The sequence below is a fragment of the Hydrogenophaga sp. RWCD_12 genome (assembly GCF_046604225.1).
Lineage (GTDB): Bacteria > Pseudomonadota > Gammaproteobacteria > Burkholderiales > Burkholderiaceae_C > Hydrogenophaga.
In genome coordinates this window covers 983,522-1,002,392 of sequence record NZ_JBKIXC010000002.1, presented here as the reverse complement: position 1 = coordinate 1,002,392, position 18,871 = coordinate 983,522, and the positions used below count along the sequence as shown (strand labels likewise).

The 18,871-nt window shown below is 65.9% G+C and carries 16 protein-coding genes; 6 read left to right on the top strand and 10 right to left on the bottom strand.

What is annotated here, in order from left to right:
- On the bottom strand, nucleotides 1-2,488 hold a 2,488-nt coding region (locus ACLIJ1_RS11930; RefSeq protein ID WP_411365727.1), incomplete at its 3' end, for a DUF4347 domain-containing protein.
- Nucleotides 2,489-2,775: 287 nt separating this feature from the next.
- Here ACLIJ1_RS11930 and ACLIJ1_RS11925 point away from each other — a divergent pair.
- A complete protein-coding gene (locus ACLIJ1_RS11925; RefSeq protein ID WP_411365726.1) occupies nucleotides 2,776-3,654 on the top strand; it encodes an EamA family transporter in 879 nt (292 codons plus the stop codon).
- Between the two features lie 86 nt (nucleotides 3,655-3,740).
- Here ACLIJ1_RS11925 and msrA read toward each other — a convergent pair whose 3' ends face one another.
- Both msrA and ACLIJ1_RS11915 read right to left on the bottom strand, forming a co-directional pair.
- Nucleotides 3,741-4,274: a peptide-methionine (S)-S-oxide reductase MsrA gene (msrA, locus tag ACLIJ1_RS11920; RefSeq protein ID WP_411365725.1), complete on the bottom strand. Its 534-nt coding sequence runs from the start codon at nucleotides 4,272-4,274 to the stop codon at nucleotides 3,741-3,743.
- Between the two features lie 32 nt (nucleotides 4,275-4,306).
- Nucleotides 4,307-5,389, bottom strand: a complete 1,083-nt coding sequence (locus ACLIJ1_RS11915; RefSeq protein WP_411365724.1) for a substrate-binding domain-containing protein — start codon at nucleotides 5,387-5,389, stop codon at nucleotides 4,307-4,309.
- Nucleotides 5,390-5,569: 180 nt separating this feature from the next.
- Here ACLIJ1_RS11915 and ACLIJ1_RS11910 point away from each other — a divergent pair, with 180 nt between their 5' ends.
- Both ACLIJ1_RS11910 and fdhF read left to right on the top strand, forming a co-directional pair.
- Entirely contained in the window at nucleotides 5,570-7,270 is a 1,701-nt protein-coding gene (locus tag ACLIJ1_RS11910) for an NAD(P)H-dependent oxidoreductase subunit E (protein WP_411365723.1), read from the top strand.
- Nucleotides 7,267-10,062 (top strand): formate dehydrogenase subunit alpha, encoded by a 2,796-nt coding sequence (gene fdhF / locus ACLIJ1_RS11905; protein ID WP_411365722.1) that lies wholly within the window; start codon nucleotides 7,267-7,269, stop codon nucleotides 10,060-10,062. The genes ACLIJ1_RS11910 and fdhF overlap by 4 nt, the downstream gene beginning before the upstream one ends.
- 63 nt (nucleotides 10,063-10,125) lie before the next feature.
- Here the strand turns inward: fdhF and ACLIJ1_RS11900 are convergent, their stop codons facing one another.
- A complete protein-coding gene (locus ACLIJ1_RS11900; protein WP_411365721.1) occupies nucleotides 10,126-11,037 on the bottom strand; it encodes a LysR family transcriptional regulator in 912 nt (303 codons plus the stop codon).
- A 111-nt stretch (nucleotides 11,038-11,148) separates the two neighbouring features.
- Between ACLIJ1_RS11900 and ACLIJ1_RS11895 the strand changes: the two genes are divergently transcribed.
- On the top strand, nucleotides 11,149-12,336 hold the full coding sequence (locus ACLIJ1_RS11895) for an acyl-CoA dehydrogenase (RefSeq protein ID WP_411365720.1): 1,188 nt from the start codon (nucleotides 11,149-11,151) through the stop codon (nucleotides 12,334-12,336).
- 247 nt (nucleotides 12,337-12,583) lie between these two features.
- The gene (locus ACLIJ1_RS11890) at nucleotides 12,584-14,128 is read left to right on the top strand and encodes a sensor histidine kinase (protein WP_411365719.1); all 1,545 of its coding nucleotides are present in this window, start codon (nucleotides 12,584-12,586) and stop codon (nucleotides 14,126-14,128) included.
- A gap of 150 nt (nucleotides 14,129-14,278) precedes the next feature.
- Here the strand turns inward: ACLIJ1_RS11890 and ACLIJ1_RS11885 are convergent, their stop codons facing one another.
- The 5 genes from ACLIJ1_RS11885 to ACLIJ1_RS11865 form a co-directional block, all read right to left on the bottom strand.
- Nucleotides 14,279-14,689 (bottom strand): hypothetical protein, encoded by a 411-nt coding sequence (locus tag ACLIJ1_RS11885; protein WP_411365718.1) that lies wholly within the window; start codon nucleotides 14,687-14,689, stop codon nucleotides 14,279-14,281.
- A 201-nt stretch (nucleotides 14,690-14,890) separates the two neighbouring features.
- The gene (locus tag ACLIJ1_RS11880) at nucleotides 14,891-15,217 is read right to left on the bottom strand and encodes a hypothetical protein (RefSeq protein WP_411365717.1); all 327 of its coding nucleotides are present in this window, start codon (nucleotides 15,215-15,217) and stop codon (nucleotides 14,891-14,893) included.
- 26 nt (nucleotides 15,218-15,243) lie between these two features.
- Nucleotides 15,244-15,672, bottom strand: a complete 429-nt coding sequence (locus tag ACLIJ1_RS11875; protein ID WP_411365716.1) for a DUF2267 domain-containing protein — start codon at nucleotides 15,670-15,672, stop codon at nucleotides 15,244-15,246.
- Nucleotides 15,673-15,680: 8 nt separating this feature from the next.
- The gene (locus ACLIJ1_RS11870; RefSeq protein WP_411365715.1) at nucleotides 15,681-16,025 is read right to left on the bottom strand and encodes a hypothetical protein; all 345 of its coding nucleotides are present in this window, start codon (nucleotides 16,023-16,025) and stop codon (nucleotides 15,681-15,683) included.
- Between the two features lie 12 nt (nucleotides 16,026-16,037).
- Nucleotides 16,038-17,132: a serine hydrolase domain-containing protein gene (locus tag ACLIJ1_RS11865; RefSeq protein WP_411365714.1), complete on the bottom strand. Its 1,095-nt coding sequence runs from the start codon at nucleotides 17,130-17,132 to the stop codon at nucleotides 16,038-16,040.
- Nucleotides 17,133-17,361: 229 nt separating this feature from the next.
- Between ACLIJ1_RS11865 and ACLIJ1_RS11860 the strand changes: the two genes are divergently transcribed.
- Nucleotides 17,362-17,739, top strand: a complete 378-nt coding sequence (locus tag ACLIJ1_RS11860) for a PAS domain-containing protein (RefSeq protein WP_411365713.1) — start codon at nucleotides 17,362-17,364, stop codon at nucleotides 17,737-17,739.
- A gap of 24 nt (nucleotides 17,740-17,763) precedes the next feature.
- On the opposite strand, the gene ACLIJ1_RS11855 is transcribed toward ACLIJ1_RS11860, so the two are convergent.
- Entirely contained in the window at nucleotides 17,764-18,765 is a 1,002-nt protein-coding gene (locus ACLIJ1_RS11855) for a helix-turn-helix domain-containing protein (protein ID WP_411365712.1), read from the bottom strand.
- Nucleotides 18,766-18,871 lie beyond the last annotated feature (106 nt).

The following is an 18,871-nucleotide window of genomic DNA, read 5'->3' as shown; positions in this document are numbered from 1 at the left end:
CGTTGAACTCGCCGTTGGGGTTGAAGATCAGGTTGCCCGAGTCGTCGAACGAAAAGATCCCGCCGTTGTCGCCGGCGTGCACCGCCGCAGTGTCTGCGACCACCAGGCCGCCATCGATGTCGCCGTCGTTGTCGGTGATGTGGCCCAGCGAGACGGCGTCGTCTTCGTAGGTGCTGAACGCATCGTCGGTGCCCACCGGCGCGTCGTTGGCGCCGTGCACGGTGATGGTCACAGTGCCGATCGCCTGTGCGCCCTGGTCGTCGCTGACGGTGTAGGTGACACTGGTCTGGCGCGTCTGGCCCACGGCCAGGTCGTCGAACGCGCTGCCGGCCACGAAGATCAGGTTGCCCGAGTCGTCGGTGCCGAAGCTGCCGCCGTTGCTGCCACTGAAGCTGTCCAGCACCATGCTCAGGTTGCTGCTGTCGGGGTCGCTGTCGTTGGCGATCAGATTGCCCAGCCAGGCCGCGCCGTCTTCGCTGACATCGAACGCATCGCCCACCGCCACCGGTGCGTCGTTGGTGCCCTGCACCGTGATCGTCACCGTCGCCGTGTCGACCGCGCCCTGATCGTCCGTCAGGGTGTAGGTGAAGCTGGTGTCGCGGGTCTGGCCCACGGCCAGGTCGTCGAAGGCGCTGCCGGGGGCAAACACCAGGCTGCCGGAATCGTCCTGGAAGATGGTGCCGCCGTTGCTTCCCGTGGTGCTGTTCGGGCTGATCGTCATGGCGCCACCTTCGGTGTCGCTGTCGTTGCCCATCAGGTTGCCCAGCGGGGTCGCACCTTCTTCATTCACCGTGACGGCGTCGTTGACGGCGTCGGGCGCGAAATTGATGGCCCCGGTGAAGGAAGTGATCTGGACCTGCTGGTCGTTCGTGGCACCGCCGGTGGCGCCCGTCCATCCGAAATGGACCGTGTCACCAGAACCGAAGCGCCCCGCCGTGACCAGCCCGGACGCGCTGCCCATCGATACACCATTGAAGGTGTACGACAGGGTCTGCGTGGAAGCGGTCCATGTGACGACCACCGCATTCCAGCTGCCGTTTTCGATGTTGCCGAGATCGTGGTTGGCCACCAGAAAGCTCATGTTGTCGACGGTACCTGCGTCCGTGTCCCACATGGCCGTGTGGTCGTTGACCATGTCCATCGCACCGTTGTTGTAGGTGTCGAACTCGATCGCCACACCGTTGGCGATGCCGAATGCACCCAGCCCGCCGCCCATGACCCCAAGCGCCGAGGCGCCCGCAGGGTCGTCGTGCATGACGAACGTGATGCCGTCGGCGCCGGCGTCGCTGCTACCCAAGTAGACGCTGAAAGACAAGCTGAAGTTGGTGCTCAGCGAGACCTCGAACGTGGACTGTGCGGCGCCGCTCTGGCTGTTGAGGTTGGGGGTCAGGCGGACGGTGTCGGACGACACCGAACTGGCATTGCCCGAGAGCGTCAGGTGTGAGGCCAGCGTGCTGCCCGTGTAGGTCGCCAGTTCACCCTGCCAGTTGGGCAGCGCAATGGCCTGAACATCCACTGCACCAGTGGCCTGCTCCAGCGTCCAGTCGGCGCCCTGCGCGGCATTGCCGGTGGCATCGGTCGAGGCGGCGACGTCGGCGCCCGTGATGTTGGCCAGCAGGTTCATCGCCGCCAGGCCCGTGGTGCCCGCGGCGTAGTCGCAGGCATAGATCAGGATGTCGCCGTCGGCGCTGAGCGCCTGGCCGATGTTCTGCAGATACGTCAGCTGCGTGCTCTGGATGCTTTCGGTCGTGACCTCGGTGCTGCCCAGGGTCAGCACACCTTCGCTGCCGTGGCTGACGATGTGGATCGCATCCACGTCGGTGCGGCCGGAGAGCGCATCGGCGATCTGCGACAGGCCGTCCTGCTCCAGCGTCAGCACCACCACTTCGCGGCCCTGGCCCTGGAAGGCGCTGATGTCGGGCACGCGGCTGTCCACGAACACGATCTCGTGGCTGCTGGCAGAAGCGGGTTCAATGACGGCCAGCGTGGCGGGTGCGATGTCGACCGCGACCGGAGTGGCGGTCTCGGTGACCGGCTCGGCAGCCGTGGAGGTTGAGGTGGTGGAGGTGTCTGTGCGGGTGTCGGTGGTCGCGGTGACCGAGGAAACCGGTTCGGTGGTCACGGGTGCCGTGACCGGTGTGCTCGTTTCGGTGGTGACTGCGTTGACCGGCGCTGGGGCCGGCGCTTCAACCGGGGCCACGGTCACCACGGCGTCGGCCGGATGGTCGGCGACCGGCGCTTCAGCGGCCGGAGCAACCGTCGAAGGGGCTTCTGTCGGGGCCGTGCTCTGGTCGATCGCGGTCACCAGCATCGCCCCGTCGAACACGATGCGCGTCTCCATCACCATCGCCACGCCCGACTGCCGGGGCAGTTCGGCGCGAACTGCTCGCGTGCTGGAGGTGCCTGTGCTGTGCGACACCGCAGATTCGGGCGCCGCCACGTAGCAGCCCAGGCTGGCGTTCCAGATCGATCGGTAAGTCTTGTTCATGACAGTGGCCTCCAGACCGGGCACCGACCTGCTGTCTGCAGGTCTCCAAACGGAATGCCGGTACACCCACCTCATCGGCAAACGCCCTGTCAGACTGAAGTCAGAAGCTCAAAAAAGTTGAGGAAAATCAACCTATTTCGGCGATTGAATGCTTTGGTTCAAGCGCCGTTGGGCGGACTGAAACCTCTTGCCTGACGACCCGGTGCAACTAGTTCACGCACCTCTGTTACAGGCTGTTTCAAACACCGCCCGATACACTGCCTCCCCCACCCGCCCCGGAGCCTGCTTTGCCCCTGTCCCACCTCCTCCTCGCCCTCGCGGTGGTCTTCGTCTGGGGTACGAATTTCGTGGTCATTCGCTGGGGACTGGACGGTTTGCCGCCGTTCCTGTTCGCCACGCTGCGCTTCGCGTTTTCCGCCCTGCCCTGGCTGCTGTTCATTCCACGGCCCACGGCCCCATGGAGCAAGATGGCCGCGTTTGGCGTCTTGCTGGGGGTCGGTCAGTTCGGTCTGCTGTTCCTCGCGATCCAGGGCCACATCTCGCCCGGACTGGCCTCGCTGGTGGTGCAGATCCAGGTGTTTTTCACCATTGGCCTGTCGCTGCTGCTGATGCGCGAACGGGTCCGAGGCTTCCAGATCGCCGGCTTACTGCTGGCCATTGCCGGCCTGGGCGTGATCGCCACGCATCTGGACGCGACCGTGACTCTGCTGGGTCTGGGCCTGGTGATGGGCGCGGCATTCTTCTGGGCCTGCGCCAACGTGGTCGTGAAGTCGCTCGGCCCCGTCAACATGCTGCACTTCATGGTCTGGAGCAGCGCGTTCGCCGTGCCGCCGCTGCTGGTGATCTCACTGCTGACCGAGGGCCCGCCCGCGATCACTGCCGCGCTGCAGCACGCCGGCCCGCTGGTCTGGGGCAGCGTGCTCTGGCAGGCGCTGGGCAACACCCTGTTCGGCTACGGCGTCTGGAACTGGCTGCTGGCCCGCCACCCCGCCGCCACGGTCACGCCGCTGGCCCTGCTGGTGCCGGTGTTCGGCATGGGTGCTTCCGCCCTGTCGCTAGGCGAAGCGCTGCCGGGCTGGAAGCTCGGAGCGGGAGCGTTGGTGCTCAGCGGCCTGGCCGTGATCGTGCTCTGGCCGAGGTTGCAGGTTAGGCTGGGCAGGCCCTGAGTACAACGATCCGCCGCTGGGCCACCCCAAGGCGGATCAGCCCCCATGGGGGGCAGCGACCCGCGCAGCGGTGGAGCGTGGGGGCTCTATTTCGCGAGACGGGCGAATGTTTTCCTGAACTTCGCCACCTTCGGCGCGGCGACCGCCATGCAGTAGCCCTGGTGCGGGTTGCGCTCGAAGAAGTCCTGGTGGTAGTCCTCGGCGGGCCAGTAGTGTTCGAGCGGCAGCACTTCCGTCACGATCGGGCGGCCGAAGGCGTTTTCCGCCGTCAGTTCGTCGATCAGCGCCTGCGCGGTCGCGCGTTGTTCGTCGGTCGTGAAGTAGATGCCGCTGCGGTACTGCGTGCCGGTGTCGTTGCCCTGGCGGTTGAGCGTGGTCGGGTCGTGGACCACGAAGAAGATTTCCAGGATCTCTCGCGTGCTGATCTGCGCAGGGTCGTAGACCAGCTTCACCACCTCGTTGCAGCCGGTGCGGCCGGTGCACACGTCTTCGTAGCTGGGCTGGGGTGCCTGCCCGTTGCTGTAGCCGGACTCGACATCGGTCACACCGCGCACTTCCTTGTAGACGCTTTCGGTGCACCAGAAACAGCCACCACCGAGCACCAGGATCTGCTTGTCCACAACCATCTCCTTGAAATTGGCCGACTGGCCATTCACTCGTCGGCAACGAGCGCCGGGTAGGCCTCTCCAAGCAGCGCCGAGGCACCCGACATGGAAGCATCGTAGCCCGGGAGGTCCTGCAACGTGGCACGGAAGCTGGGATCCCGCAGCAGCGCGAGGACTTTGCGCAGCGCGGGCGAGTCCATCACGTCGTTGCGGCAGAGCAGGAAATAGCGCTCGCTGGCCACAGGCACGAAGTCCAGCCGGAACTGCCGGGCCGGCGGCTCCAGCCCGAAGCCGACGTCGGCCATCCCGCTGGCCACATAGGCCGCGACCGCGGCGTGGGTGTACTCACCGTGCTCGAAACCGGCGATCTGCATCGGGTCGATGCCTTGTACCTGCAGCAGACCTTCGAGCAACAAGCGCGTGCCCGAGCCGGACTGCCGGTTGATGAAGCGGACACCGGGACGCGCCAGATCGGCCAGCGCAAACAGCTCCTTCGGATTGCCGGGCCGCACCATCAGGCCCTGGCGCCGCGTGGCGATGTCGACCAGCGTCAGTCCCAGCCCCTGCAGCCAGGGCCGGTAATGTGCCAGCGTCATCGCTTCCATCGCCCCATGGGGAATGTGCAGTCCGGCCACATCGCATTCCCCGTCGCGCAAGGCGGCAACGGCGGCCGAACAGCTCGCGTAGGACAGCGCCAGCGTCAATCCGTCGGACGACAGCCGCTCGATCAGTCGCTCCACGGCGAAGCCGTGGCTCGCGTGCACGCGCAAGGCCGGGGGCGACTCGCGCAGCGCATCACCCAGTTCTTCGGCCAGCTCCGAAGACAGCGACTCCAGCACCGGGCCCAGGCGGGCGTGGATGCGGCGGTCTGCCCAGACGATGCGCTCGCCCAGTTCGGTCAGGGTCGACCCCTTGCCACGTTCCGCCAACAGAAGCGGCGCGCCGAACTGGGCCTCACCCTGGCGCACCAGGTCCCAGGCCCGCCGATACGACAGCTCCAGCCGGCGCGCAGCCAGCAACAGGCTCCCGGATTCGGACACCTGCACCAGCAACTCGATGAGGCGGGTCGGCAAGGGAGGCTGGTCGGGGGACTGGATGGTCCAGACCGGGCGGATGGAAACCTGCTTCATCGGGTTATCACTTAGGAAGCCGACTGCCGATGCATTGGTCTGCGGGCTTCATATTGAGCAATTCACACAAGGCCGCGATCATGCGAGCCATCACGAACAAAGTCATTCTCTCCCGAACGACAGCCCCCACCAACCACGAGTCCCGCCGGGGCCGTCCGATTCGCCCTTGAGCCCGCATCGATGAACGCACGAACCATCCCCATCCAGCCGGTTGCAGTCACGCGCCAGCGCCGGCGTGAGGCGCCCAAGGGCCGCCAGGTCGACGCGCAGGCCGCCCTCGAGGTGGCGGCGCTGATCGGCGAGGCGGCTACCCGGCGCGACCTGCTGATCGAGCACCTGCACAAGATCCAGGACCACTACGGGCATCTGAGTGCCGCCCACCTCGCGGCGCTGGCCAAGGCCATGGGGCTGGCGCAGACCGAGGTCTACGAGGTGGCGACCTTCTATCACCACTTCGATGTCGTCAAGGAAGCACAGACACCCCCCGCCGCGTTGACCATTCGCGTGTGCGACGGCCTGAGTTGCGAGATGGCTGGTGCGCGCGACCTGCTGGAGCGCTTGCCGGCCATTCTCGGCAAGGACGTCCGCGTGATCCCGGCGCCCTGTGTGGGCCGCTGCGAGCAGGCGCCCGCGGTGGTGGTCGGCCAGCACCCGGTGGCCGCCGCCACGGTCGACACCGTCGCACGCGCGCTGTCCGAAGGCCGCACGCGCGACGTGCCCTCGGGCCATGCCGACCTGGATGCCTACAAGGCGCAGGGCGGCTACACGCTGCTGCAAAGCTGCATCAACGGCGAACGCGACGTCGAGGACGTCATCAAGGCCCTGGAAGACTCCGGCCTGCGCGGCCTGGGTGGCGCCGGCTTTCCCGCCGGGCGCAAGTGGCGCATCGTGCGCAACGAGCCCGCGCCGCGCCTGATGGCTGTGAACATCGACGAAGGCGAGCCCGGCACCTTCAAGGACCGCCACTACCTCGAGCGCGACCCGCACCGCTTCCTGGAGGGCATGCTGATTGCCGCCTGGGCGGTGGGCATTCACAAGTGCTACATCTACCTGCGCGACGAATACCACGGATGCCGCGCGCTGCTCGAGCAGGAGATCCGGCGACTGCGCAACTGCCCGCCTTGGCCCGGCATGCCGGAGATCGAGTTGCGCCGCGGCGCTGGTGCCTATATCTGCGGAGAAGAGTCCGCAATGATCGAGTCCATCGAAGGCAAGCGCGGCATGCCGCGCCTGCGGCCGCCCTATGTCGCACAGGTGGGCCTGTTCGGGCGACCGACGCTGGAGCACAACTTCGAGACGCTGTACTGGGTGCCCGAAATCCTCGACAAGGGTGGCGCCTGGTTTGCGGCACACGGCCGTCACGGCCGCAAGGGGCTGCGCTCGTTTTCGGTCTCGGGTCGTGTCAAGGAGCCTGGCGTCAAGCTGGCGCCGGCGGGCATCACCATCCGCGAGCTGATCGATGAACATTGCGGTGGCATGGCGGAGGGCCATCGCTTCTACGGCTACCTGCCGGGCGGCGCATCGGGCGGCATCCTGCCAGCATCGATGGGCGACATCCCGCTGGACTTCGACACGCTGCAGCCACACGGCTGCTTCATCGGCTCGGCCGCGGTCGTGGTGCTGTCGGACCACGACACGGCCACGGCGGCGGCACGCAACACCATGCGCTTCTTCCGCCATGAATCCTGTGGACAGTGCACACCGTGCCGCAACGGCACGGCCAAGGTCTCCGCGCTGATCGAGCACGACCACTGGGATCTGGAACTGCTCGCCAACCTCTCGCAGGTCATGCGTGACGCATCGATATGCGGCCTGGGCCAGGCCGCACCCAACCCGGTCGACTGCGTGATCAAGTATTTCCCGCAGGAGCTGAAAACATGAATGCCCGTACGACCATCAGCTTCAGCCTCAATGGCCGCGACGTCGCGGCCTTGCCGGGAGAGCCCATCATCGAGGTCGCGAAGCGCGTGGGCATCGAGATCCCGCACCTTTGCTACCAGCCCGGCCTGGAGGCCGTGGGCAACTGCCGCGCCTGTGTCGTCGAGATCGGCGGCGAGCGCACGCTGGCACCGTCGTGCTGCCGCCAGCCCACCGCAGGCATGACGGTGGTCACCGACAGCGAGCGTGCATTGAAGTCACAGAAGCTCGTCCTCGAGCTGCTGCAGTCGGACATGCCAGAGGCCGAATACACGCGCAACAACGAAGTCGACCACTGGTCGGCCAGACTTGGCGTGGGCAAACCGCGCTTCCCCGCGCGCGCGCAGCCGCAGGCCGATGCCTCGCACCCGGCCATCGCGGTCAACCTGGATGCCTGCATTCAGTGCACACGCTGCCTGCGCGCTTGTCGTGAGGAACAGGTCAACGATGTCATCGGCCTGGCCTTCCGGGGCGAACAGGCGAAGATCGTCTTCGACATGGGCGACCCGATGGGCGGATCCACCTGTGTGGCCTGCGGCGAGTGCGTCCAGGCCTGCCCGACGGGCGCGTTGACGCCGGCACGCGGCGCGGCGCTCGACGTGCCCGACCGCCAGGTCGCCTCAGCCTGCCCGTTCTGCGGTGTCGGTTGCCAGCTGACCTTCCATGTCAAGGACGACCGCATCCGCTACGTCGAAGGGCGCGACGGGCCGGCAAACCACGGCCGGCTGTGCGTCAAGGGGCGCTACGGATTCGACTATGTGAATCACCCGCACCGTTTGACACGGCCTCTGATCCGGCGCGCCGACGCGCCGCCCAAGTCGGCCGACTTCGTGATGGACCCGGCTCGGGTGATGGACGTCTTCCGAGAGGCCACCTGGGAAGAGGCACTGGACTTCGCCGGCGGTGGCCTCAAGACGATTCGCGACCGGAACGGCCCCCAGGCACTGGCCGGGTTCGGATCGGCCAAGGGCAGCAACGAGGAAGCCTATCTTTTCCAGAAGCTCGTGCGCACCGGTTTCGGGACCAACAACGTCGATCATTGCACCCGCCTGTGCCACGCCTCGTCGGTGGTGGCGCTGCTGGAAGGCATCGGTTCGGGTGCTGTCAGCAATCCGGTGATGGACGTGCTGCAGGCCGAGGTGGTCATCGTCATCGGTTCCAACCCGACGGTGAACCACCCCGTGGCGGCGACCTTCATCAAGAACGCGGTCAAGCAGGGCACCAAGTTGATCGTGATGGATCCGCGGCGCTCCGACCTGGCGCGCATCGCGCATCGCTTCCTGCCCTTCAAGCCCGACACCGACGTGGCGATGCTCAACGCATTGCTCAACGTCATCGTCAACGAGGGACTGGTCGATGAGGCCTTCATCGCCAGCCGCACGATCGGCTACGAAGAACTGCGCGCCAACGTCGCTCCGTACACCCCCGAGGCGATGGCACCGATCTGCGGCATCGACGCACAGACGTTGCGCGAGGTCGCACGCCTGTACGCGCGCTCCAAGGGTTCCATGATCCTGTGGGGCATGGGCATCAGCCAGCACGTGCACGGCACCGACAACGCGCGCTGCCTGATTGCCCTGGCGCTGGTGACCGGCCAGATCGGGCGCCCAGGCACCGGCCTGCACCCGCTGCGTGGCCAGAACAACGTGCAGGGGGCGTCCGACGCGGGTCTGATCCCGATGATGCTGCCCGATTACCAGCACGTCAGCCGGCCCGAGGTGCGCGAGCGCTTCGAGAAGGCCTGGCAGCTGGCGCCCGGCACGCTCGACGACAAGGTCGGACTGACGGTGGTGGAGGTGATGCACGCCATCAAGCGCGGCGACATCAAGGGCATGTACATCGAAGGAGAGAACCCGGCGATGTCGGACCCCGACGCGAACCATGCCCGCGAATCGCTGGCGGCGCTCGAGCACCTGGTCGTGCAGGACATTTTCCTGACCGAGACGGCCTACCTGGCCGACGTGATCCTGCCGGCCAGCGCCTTCCCGGAGAAGACCGGCACCTTCACCAACACCGACCGCATCGTGCAGATGGGACGACAGGCCGTTCCGCCGCCGGGCGATGCGCGCCAGGACCTGTGGATCATCCAGGAGATCGGCAAGCGCCTGGGCCTGCCGTGGAACAACGACCACGTCAGCCAGGTGTTCGACGAAATGCGGTTGACCATGCCCAGCATTGCCGGCATCACCTGGGACCGGCTGGATCGCGAGCATGCCGTGACCTACCCTTGCAGAAACGAAGGCGATCCCGGCGAGCCGGTGGTCTTCACCGACAGCTTTCCGCGCGAAGGAGGCAAGGCGCGCATCGTGCCGGTCGACATCATCCCCGCTGCAGAGCGACCGGACGCCGAGTACCCGATGGTGCTCATCACCGGACGCCAGCTGGAACACTGGCACACGGGAAGCATGACGCGGCGCGCGAGCGTTCTCGATGCCATCGAGCCGGACCCGACGGCGCTGATCCACCCGCTGGACATGGCCGGATTGGGCATCCAGCCGGGCGACGTCATCACAATCGAGTCCCGGCGCGGCCGCGTGACACTGTGGGCGCGCGCAGACGAAGGCACGCCGCATGGCGCCGTGTTCGTCGCCTTTGCCTACTACGAGGCCGCGATCAACAAGCTGACCCACGCGGCGCTGGACCCGTTTGCCAAGATTCCGGAGTTCAAGTACTGCGCCGTCAAGGTGACGCCGGGTGGTACGCCGCCCGAAGTGAGCAGCTACGGGGGCGGGCAGTTGCTGGCGTCGGGCGCGTAGCACCCGCAAGGGAGCGGCAAGCGACCTGCCGAGCCCTGTCTGGTGGCGGCGCCCCACCACCCTTCACTGGGTGAGCGGCGCGGCGACTTCCTGGACCGTGGCGATGAAGGCGCCCAGAGCGCCCTGTGCCCCGCCGTCAAGGCCCGTGCGTTCCGTGCGCCAGAGGCAATGGGTGTCGTAGGGCGCCAGCGGTTGCGCCAGCGGCACGAAGGCCACGCCGGGCAGCCCGGCCTGCTGCAGCGCTGCCGGCACCAGACCGACGCCCAGCCCCTGCGCGATCACCGAGACCACACTGAGCCAATGCCGCAGCTCGAAGGCGAGCGACGGCTCGAAGCCCGCGTCGGCGCAGGCCGCGAGGATGCGGTCGTGGTAGTCGGGTGAGACGGCGCGCATCACGATGGCGAAGGAATCACCCTTGAGCTGTTCCAGCGACAAGCGCTTCTTGCGCGCCAGCGTGTGCGACGACGGCAGGCAGGCCATGAACGGCTGGCTGGACACCAGGATCTGCGAGAACCCTGCCGGCACGCGCGTGGTGTGCACGAAGCCGAGGTCCAGCCGGTCGTGCACCAGCTCCACCAGCTGTTCGCTGCTGGAGAGTTCGCGCAGCGCCAGCCGCAGTTTCGGGTGCGCGGCGGCGAAGTCGCGCAGCACCTGCGGCAGCCCGCGGTAGAGCACCGTTCCGGCAAAACCGATCTGCAGTTGCCCCGCCAGCCCCTGCCCCACGTCGCGCGCCTCGCGTGCGGCCAGTGCGGCCTGCTCCAGCAGCGCCTGCGCCCGCGGCAGGAAGGCCAGGCCGGCGGCGGTCAGCGCCACACCACGGCTGTTGCGCTCGAACAGACGCGCGCCGACATCGGCTTCGAGCTGCTGGATGTTGAGCGACAGCGGCGGCTGGGTCATGGCCAACCGCTGGGCCGCCCGGCCGAAATGCAGCTCCTCGGCGAGCACGGTGAAACAGCGCAAATGACGGAATTCCATGGATACACATTATGTATTGATCAATCGATGATCAATATTGGACAGCTATTCATGGCGACGCGACAATCCCTCCCACTTCAGCACCCATCCATCCACACGGAGACACGCGCCATGGCATCGAACAAAGCAACTTTCAGCTGGGAAGACCCCTTCCACCTGTCCGCCCAGCTGACCGACGACGAGCGCCAGGTGCAGGACGCCGCCCGCGCCTACTGCCAGGAAAAGCTGCTGCCGCGCGTGCAGCTGGCCTTCCGCAACGAGACGACCGACGCATCCATCTTCCGCGAGATGGGCGAGCTGGGCCTGCTGGGCCCGACCATCCCCGAGCAATACGGCGGCGCCGGCCTCAACTACGTCTGCTACGGCCTGGTGGCGCGCGAGGTGGAGCGTGTGGACTCCGGCTACCGCAGCATGATGAGCGTGCAGAGCTCGCTGGTCATGGTGCCGATCAACGAGTTCGGCAGCGAAGCGCAGAAGCAGAAGTACCTGCCCAAGCTGGCCACGGGTGAATGGATCGGCTGCTTTGGCCTGACCGAACCCAACCACGGCAGCGACCCCGGCAGCATGATCACGCGTGCCAAGAAAGTCGACGGCGGCTACAAGCTGAGCGGCGCCAAGATGTGGATCACCAACAGCCCGATCGCCGACGTGTTCGTGGTCTGGGCCAAGGACGACGGCGGACAGATCCGCGGCTTCATCCTGGAAAAGGGCTGGAAGGGCCTGAGCGCCCCGGCCGTGCACGGCAAGGTGGGCCTGCGCGCTTCCATCACCGGTGAAATCGTCATGGACGAGGTGTTCGTGCCGGAAGAGAACGCCTTCCCCGACGTGCGCGGCCTCAAGGGCCCGTTCACCTGCCTGAACAGCGCGCGCTACGGCATCGCCTGGGGCGCACTCGGCGCGGCCGAAGACTGCTACTTCCGCGCCCGCCAGTACGTGCTGGACCGCCAGCAGTTCGGCCGCCCGCTGGCCGCCAACCAGCTGATCCAGAAGAAGCTGGCCGACATGCTGACCGAGATCAGCCTGGGCCTGCAGGGCTGCCTGCGCCTGGGCCGCATGAAGGACGAAGGCACCGCCGCCGTCGAAATCACCAGCATCCTCAAGCGCAACAGCTGCGGCAAGGCGCTGGACATCGCCCGCATGAGCCGCGACATGATGGGCGGCAACGGCATCAGCGACGAATACGGCGTGGCACGCCACCTGGTGAACCTGGAAGTGGTCAACACCTACGAAGGCACGCACGACGTGCATGCGCTGATCCTGGGGCGCGCGATCACGGGGATTGCGGCGTTTGCGAACTGAACGGGTTTTCGCTCACCAACAAGAAGGGCTGCCAATGGCAGCCCTTCTGCATTGAGTTTCATGACTTGCTCAAGACGCAAGGCACCTGCACACCGGTTGAATTGACCCAAGAAGCTGGAGTTAAACCACCTTTTCCGACCGGCAGAGCCGTGATAGCCTGCCCGCACTGAACGGCACAGTGGCCTCCAGGTACGGGCGGCAGGCGCTCCTGGTGCAACCGCCCTGCGGTCACTGTGCCTGATGCCCCATGCATTCCCTGCCGAACCTCGCCCTGCTGCAAAGCATCATCGATCACCTGCCCAGCGCGGTGACGATGTTCGATGCCGAACAGCGCATGGTCGCCTGCAACCGGCAGCTGCGTCAGCTGCTGGATTTTCCCGACGAGCTGTTCGAGCCCACCCTTCCGACCCTGTACGACCTGGCCTTGTTCAACGCCCGACGCGGCGAGTACGGGCCTGGCGAGCCGCAGCAGCAGGCCCGCGAGCTGTGCGAGCGTGCGGGCACCCGGCAGCCGCATGTCTTCGAGCGGCAGCGGCCAGATGGCACCGTGATCGAGGTGCGCGGCACCCCGCTGCCCACCGGTGAATTCGTTTCGATCTACACCGACATCACCGACCGGAAGCGCGCCGAGCAGGAGGCCCGTCGACTGGCGGTCTACCTCGACGCGGTGATCAATGCGCTGCCCCAGGGCGTGACCGTGATCGATGAAAACCTCGTCATCCGGCTCTGGAACCGCAGCTTCGAACAGCTGCTGGGGCTTCCACCGGGTCTGATGAAGCCCGGCGTGACATTCGAGGAAGTCACCCGCAACAACGCCGAGCGCGGCGAGTATGGCGAGGTCGACATCGAGACCAAGGTGCGCGAGTCGGCCGAGCTGGCCCGGCGTTTCCTGCCGCACCGGCTGATCCGGCAGCGCCCGGACGGCACAACGCTGGAAATCCAGGGCAGCGCACTCTCGGTGGACGGCCGAATCAGCGGCTTCGTGACCACCTACACCGACATCACCCAGCTGCGAGAAACCCAGAATGCGCTGGAGCGGCTGAACGCCGAGCTGGACCAGCGCGTGACCGAGCGCACCCGCGAGCTGCAAAACCTCAACCGGGACCTGGAGTCCTTCACCTATTCGGTCTCGCACGACCTGCGCACGCCGCTGCGCAGCATTCAGGGTTTTGCGTCCATTCTGGGTGAAACCGAAGCAGACCGGCTGACCGGCCAGGGGCGCGAATCCCTGGAACGCATCCGCAACAATGCCGGGAAGATGGGAGGCCTGATCAACGACCTGCTGGCGATGGCGCAGCAAAGCCGCGTCGAGCTGAACATCCGGCCGGTCAACGTGAGCGAACTGGCCCGGTCGGTGGCCAGCGATCTGCAACGCACAGACAGTTCACGACAGGCCGACTGGCGCATCCAGGATGACATCTGGGTGCACGCCGACCCGGCACTGATGCTGATCCTGATGGAGAACCTGCTGGGCAACGCCTGGAAGTACACCGGGCGGTGCGAGCAGGCCGTGATCGAGGTTATGCGGGCCGACGGCCCGGACATCTCGTCCGACGTGGTGGTGAGGGACAACGGGGCCGGATTCGACATGAAATATGCCGAACAGCTGTTCCAGCCCTTCAAACGCCTGCACCAACCCGACGAGTTCGAGGGCACAGGCATCGGCCTGGCGATCGTGCAACGCATCGTGCTGCGCCATGGCGGCCACATCGCGGGAGAAGGTGAAGTGGGCAAGGGCGCCGCCTTCCGCTTCCGTCTGCCCCGCGCCGTGCTGGCACCGCACGTGCTGTGACACGCCTGGAACTTGCGGTGACGGAGTCGACGCTTCAGGAGGCGATGTGCGACTTCGGCTGCGCGATGTTCTGCACGAAGTGCATGCGCTGATTTTGGGTCGCGCGGTCACGACGCAGCGTTGACGTTCCCGGACTGATCCGGCATCGAATCACCGCGACTGCACACTCCAGTAGACCGCAGTCCCTGCATCGCATGGAAATCCTTCAAGCTGATCGTCGTTGGCCAAGCGATCCATCAGGTGTCGTGCTCCACAGACGAACGCGAAGTGGCTGTCCCAATGCGTGGTCCATAGAACGCTTTTGTCAGCAGTGAAGACACTTCGACGCCCTTCCGTGGCGTCAGAAGACGGCTTCTTGAGGTCATCGATCCAGTGCAGCTTGCCTTCGGTGCCAAACTCATCACCCACCCAAACCCAGGAATGCCCCTGATCCTGCAGCGAGGCCAGGACCTTGTTGTGGGTCAGGTCTGAGAACACGCCTTCCGTGGGTTGAAAAATCCCCTCCTTGTCGATACAGGCCTGCAACCGAGTCGCCAGTTCACGGGCTCGCAGGTGGAGCAAATGGTCGCTCGATCCAGCGTTTGACTCTGCCGAAAGCTGTCAACCGACATTCGGGTCGGTCGAATGAAAGGATGCAGAAGGACATACACCGATTCGAAAACACCTTGATAGAACGGTAGAACCGGCCCGCCTTCTGGAGAAACGGCGTAGCGGTCTGGCTCGGGCAGGATGCGCGAAATCATCGCTGGAGGGCTTGACATCTCATTGATAGGAACGAAACGCTCCCAAACGCCATCCGGCCGTCAGCAACTCGCGCCGAGCCTTGGACGAGAGCCAGCCCATGACCAGCAGCCCCGCAATAGGCAGAGCGGCCCCAAGTACAGAAGCAAACCGCACAAACGGGGGCAAATCGAGAGCTCGCGCCACCTTCAAGCTGCCGCCGATGGCCGCCACGGTCAGAATCAGCAGCAGAGGCGCAAACACTGGTGTGCCGAACAGTTGAAAGGCAAACATGCCCAGCCAGCCAAACAGGCAGAAATGGACGATGCTTCGGCCGCTGGCCAGTCGATTCAGCTGGTTGTGATCCAAGCTCGTTCTCCCTTCCTCTGTTCTACCTACCGGGGTCGAGTCTGCCAGTAGCGCCCAGCCTCTGGAGGCAGTTGCGTCAATACCTTCGCGAAGGCCACGGCGTCCACATGCCGGCGCAACGCCGTCGCGACCGACTCGACGGCATCCGCTGGCGAGAAGTTGTGCTCTGTGCGCACCGCGCGCACGTCCCTCAACCAGTCATCCGGTTCCCCAAACGCCACCGGTGCCTGATCGATGGGCCAGTCTTCGATGAAAAGCGCGCGGACCACAGGTGGAAGCACCCCCGCGAAAGCCAGTGCCTGCGGCACGGTCAGGCGACGCCGAAACGCGTGCAGGACGCCCACCACCATGTTCCACGCCATGTTGGTGGTGGGCAGTCCTGCGCAATCACGGGCGTCGACCATGAAGCGCTCGAACAGAAGCGTGGGGTTCTGGTATTCAAAGGGCAGCGTCATGGCGGCATTCAGAGGATGGAGTAGTGCCGGATGGTGCAGGCCCCCTGCGCGCCGTCGTTCTTGCACCAGCCGTCCAGTTCGCGGTACCGCAGGCGCGAGCGCTGTCCGGGTTTCGGCCATCGTTGGCGTGGCAAGACCTGCTGGTAGTCGGGGGTCTCGGGGGCGAAACCGAGCTCGGCACCGGCCTTCGGACAGGTCGAGGGATTGGTCTTGCGCACACCGACGATGACTGCGCGAATGCCGTTCTCTTCCCTGGCCCTGGTCTGGATCGTGAGGTCACAGACCGTCCAGCTCGCGGCATTGGCGAACACGGGAGCAGCCGCGAGCAGCAGAGCGATCCAGTCACTGCGCATCGCGTCGGCCCCTCACTTCTTCAGATACGCCTTCACCGCCCGCACCACGATGTCGGGGTCATCGCTGTCCGGGTCGCCGTTGGTCATGAAGACCACGGCGATGCCCAGCTTGGGGATGTACCAGGTGTCGGCGTTGAAGCCGGGCACCGAGCCATTGTGGCCCCAGGCCTGGCCCCAGGGGGTGTCCATCACCTGGCAACCCAGGCCGTATTCGCTGTCGGGCTCTTCGGCCTGCGGAGTGCACATGCGCGCGACCAGCGCCTTGGGCAGCAGCTTGCCGTCGCGGAACAGCGCAAAGAGGAAGGCCTCGTAGTCGGCGGCGGTGGTGACGATGGGTCCGTCGCCGGTGATGGCGCTCCAGCCGGACGCACTGATGTCTCGCAGGCGGCCTTCGTCGTCGTACGAGTAGCCGTGGGCCAGCCGCGGCTCGGTCTTGCGCGCGCCGACGCTGGAGTGGGTCATGCCGACCGGGCCGAAGATGCGCTGCTGCAGCGCGCGCTCGAAGGGCTGGCGGTCGGTGCGCTCGACGAGTTCACCCAGCAGCACGTAGTTGGTGTTGGTGTATTCGTGTTGGCGGCCGGGTTTGCCCTGCGCGCGCTCGCCGTAGGCGAAGGCCAGCGACTCGGCAGCGCTGAAGCGCTTGTCGGGCTGGCGGCTGGCCTTGGCCTCGAATTCGTCCGTGTAGTACTCGGCCAGGCCGGTGCGGTGCTTGAGCAGTTGGTCGAGCGTGACGCTCTGGATGTTGCGCAGCTTGGCCAGGCCGGGCACGCCCTGGAGCTTTGGCCAGACGGGGTCGTCGAGCTGCAGCTTGCCTTCCTTGACAAGCTGCAGGGTGGCGGTCGCGGTGGTGAGCTTGCCGGAGGACGCGATGTAGAAGCGCGTGTCGGGCGTCATGTCTTCGCGCGGCTTGCGGCGCGCGACACCGGAGGCGGCGATCTCGCGCCCGTCCGGCCCCGACACCAGCAGCACGGCGCCGGGCAGGTCTTCTTTTTCGATGAAGCGGTCGAGGAAAGCCTGCAGCGGGCCGGCGTGGGCGGCGGGTGCGAGAGCCAGGGTCAGCAGGGCGGTGATTGCGGCGGTGGTGAGATATCGGGAAGACGGGATCATGGGGAGCGTGGGTGAGAAGAGGTGTGACGGTTTCCCGGACATCCTAGAGCAATCCACGTCGCCAGATGGCCATATGCCGCAGCCTCCATGTCGTTTCGGATCAACCTGCGCGCGGCGCCGAGGAATCCTGTCGGGAGTGCTTACACTGGCAGCGCGTTGAGGAGACAAGAACCTGCTTGCCTAAGCTTGGATGGGAGCCGGCAAATCAGGCAACGACTGCGGAGACAGCATGAACAAGATTCCGTCCAACGGAAAGCACAACAGCTCCACCGACTACCGCCGGCTCTACCAGGAACTGCAGGAACCGGCCTGGGTCATCGACCCCACCACATCGCGCTTTCTGGACGCCAACGGCGAGGCCATCGACCAGCTCGGTTTTGACCTGTCCGAAGTGCAGCGCATGGACGTCACTGACCTCAACAAGGCCGTGCCGGATGCGGCCACCTGGCGAGCGCTGACCCATGCGATGAAGCTGGGCGACACGGTGGTCTACAGCGCCGATCTGGCCTGCAAGAGCGGGGACCTCGTGAAGGTGGAAATCACGCTGAGCCACCAGTTGGTGAACGGGCAACCGGTCTTCCTCGCGGTCACACGCAGCCAAACCTGAGCCCCTCGCAGGACGTTTGGCGGTTCACAGGCGCGCAATGACCGACGCGATCAATGCGGGGAGGTCGGGAGCCGCGGTGTGCTGCGAGATCTGGATGACCGGAGCAGGCATGGGCTCAGCAGGTACTTGCCTGAAAGTGCCTGCCTGACCGGGTGCAGCCGCGCGGCGCACACTACCCGGCGGTGTGCCGACCACGCGGGCGAAGGCTTTGCGAAACCCGGCTTCGCTGCCATAGCCATACCGAGCAGCCTCCTGCGCCACCGTCGCGCGCTGCTGCTGAAAGCGCAGCACCGAAAGGTTCATGCGCCAGGCGGTGAGGTAGCTCAGGTAGCTGTCTCCAGTGAGGTCGTGAAACCTGTTGGTGAAGGTCGCGCGGGCGCAGTGGCATTGCATCGCCAGGTCGTCAATGCCAGGCAGCACCCCTTCATGCAACATCGCATCGGTGACCGCTTTGCCCAACCGGCGATCGGTGGCAACAGCGGCCAGGGGGCTGGCACCGGGCTGCCCGGAGAGTACCGCCAGCATGCGTGCCACCAGCGCGAGCGCAGCGGGCCTGAGCCAGCGCTGTTGCTCCGGTGACTCTTCTGCAAACACCTGATCCTGCACCACCAGCCGCATCATCTGCAGGGCTTCCGGCAACGCTGCACCGCGCAGAACCTCGACAGGGCGGCTTCCCGCCATCAGCAGTTGAGACTGCAACCAGAAGGTGGTCTGGATGTCCACCACCATCAGCCACGGCATGGGCTTGATGCTTGCCGGTTCGACGCGCAGCCGGGCATCGCGCGGCAACAGCACCGCACAACCGGCGTCCAGCGCCAGGAAAGGCTGTCCCTCGATCCGGAAGTGGCAGTTGCCGCGCTCTGCCCAGAACAGGCGCAGGCCGGTGCCGAGGTCGTCCGCGTGCGTTTGCCACCCCAAATGGGTCAGCGTGAGCGCATGCACGCTGGCGGGCGGGCACAAGCCCTGTGCGAGCAACAACTCGATGGGACCAGCAGGCTGGAAAGCAGGCTGTGGGAGGTGGGGCATTTGGATGTCCGGACAGGGGCCGCCGCATGCTAGCACCGGGTATCCGGCCGGAAAGGGCCTTGGTCGATCAGACATGCCGCTCTCTGCGGTCGGACATGGCACACCT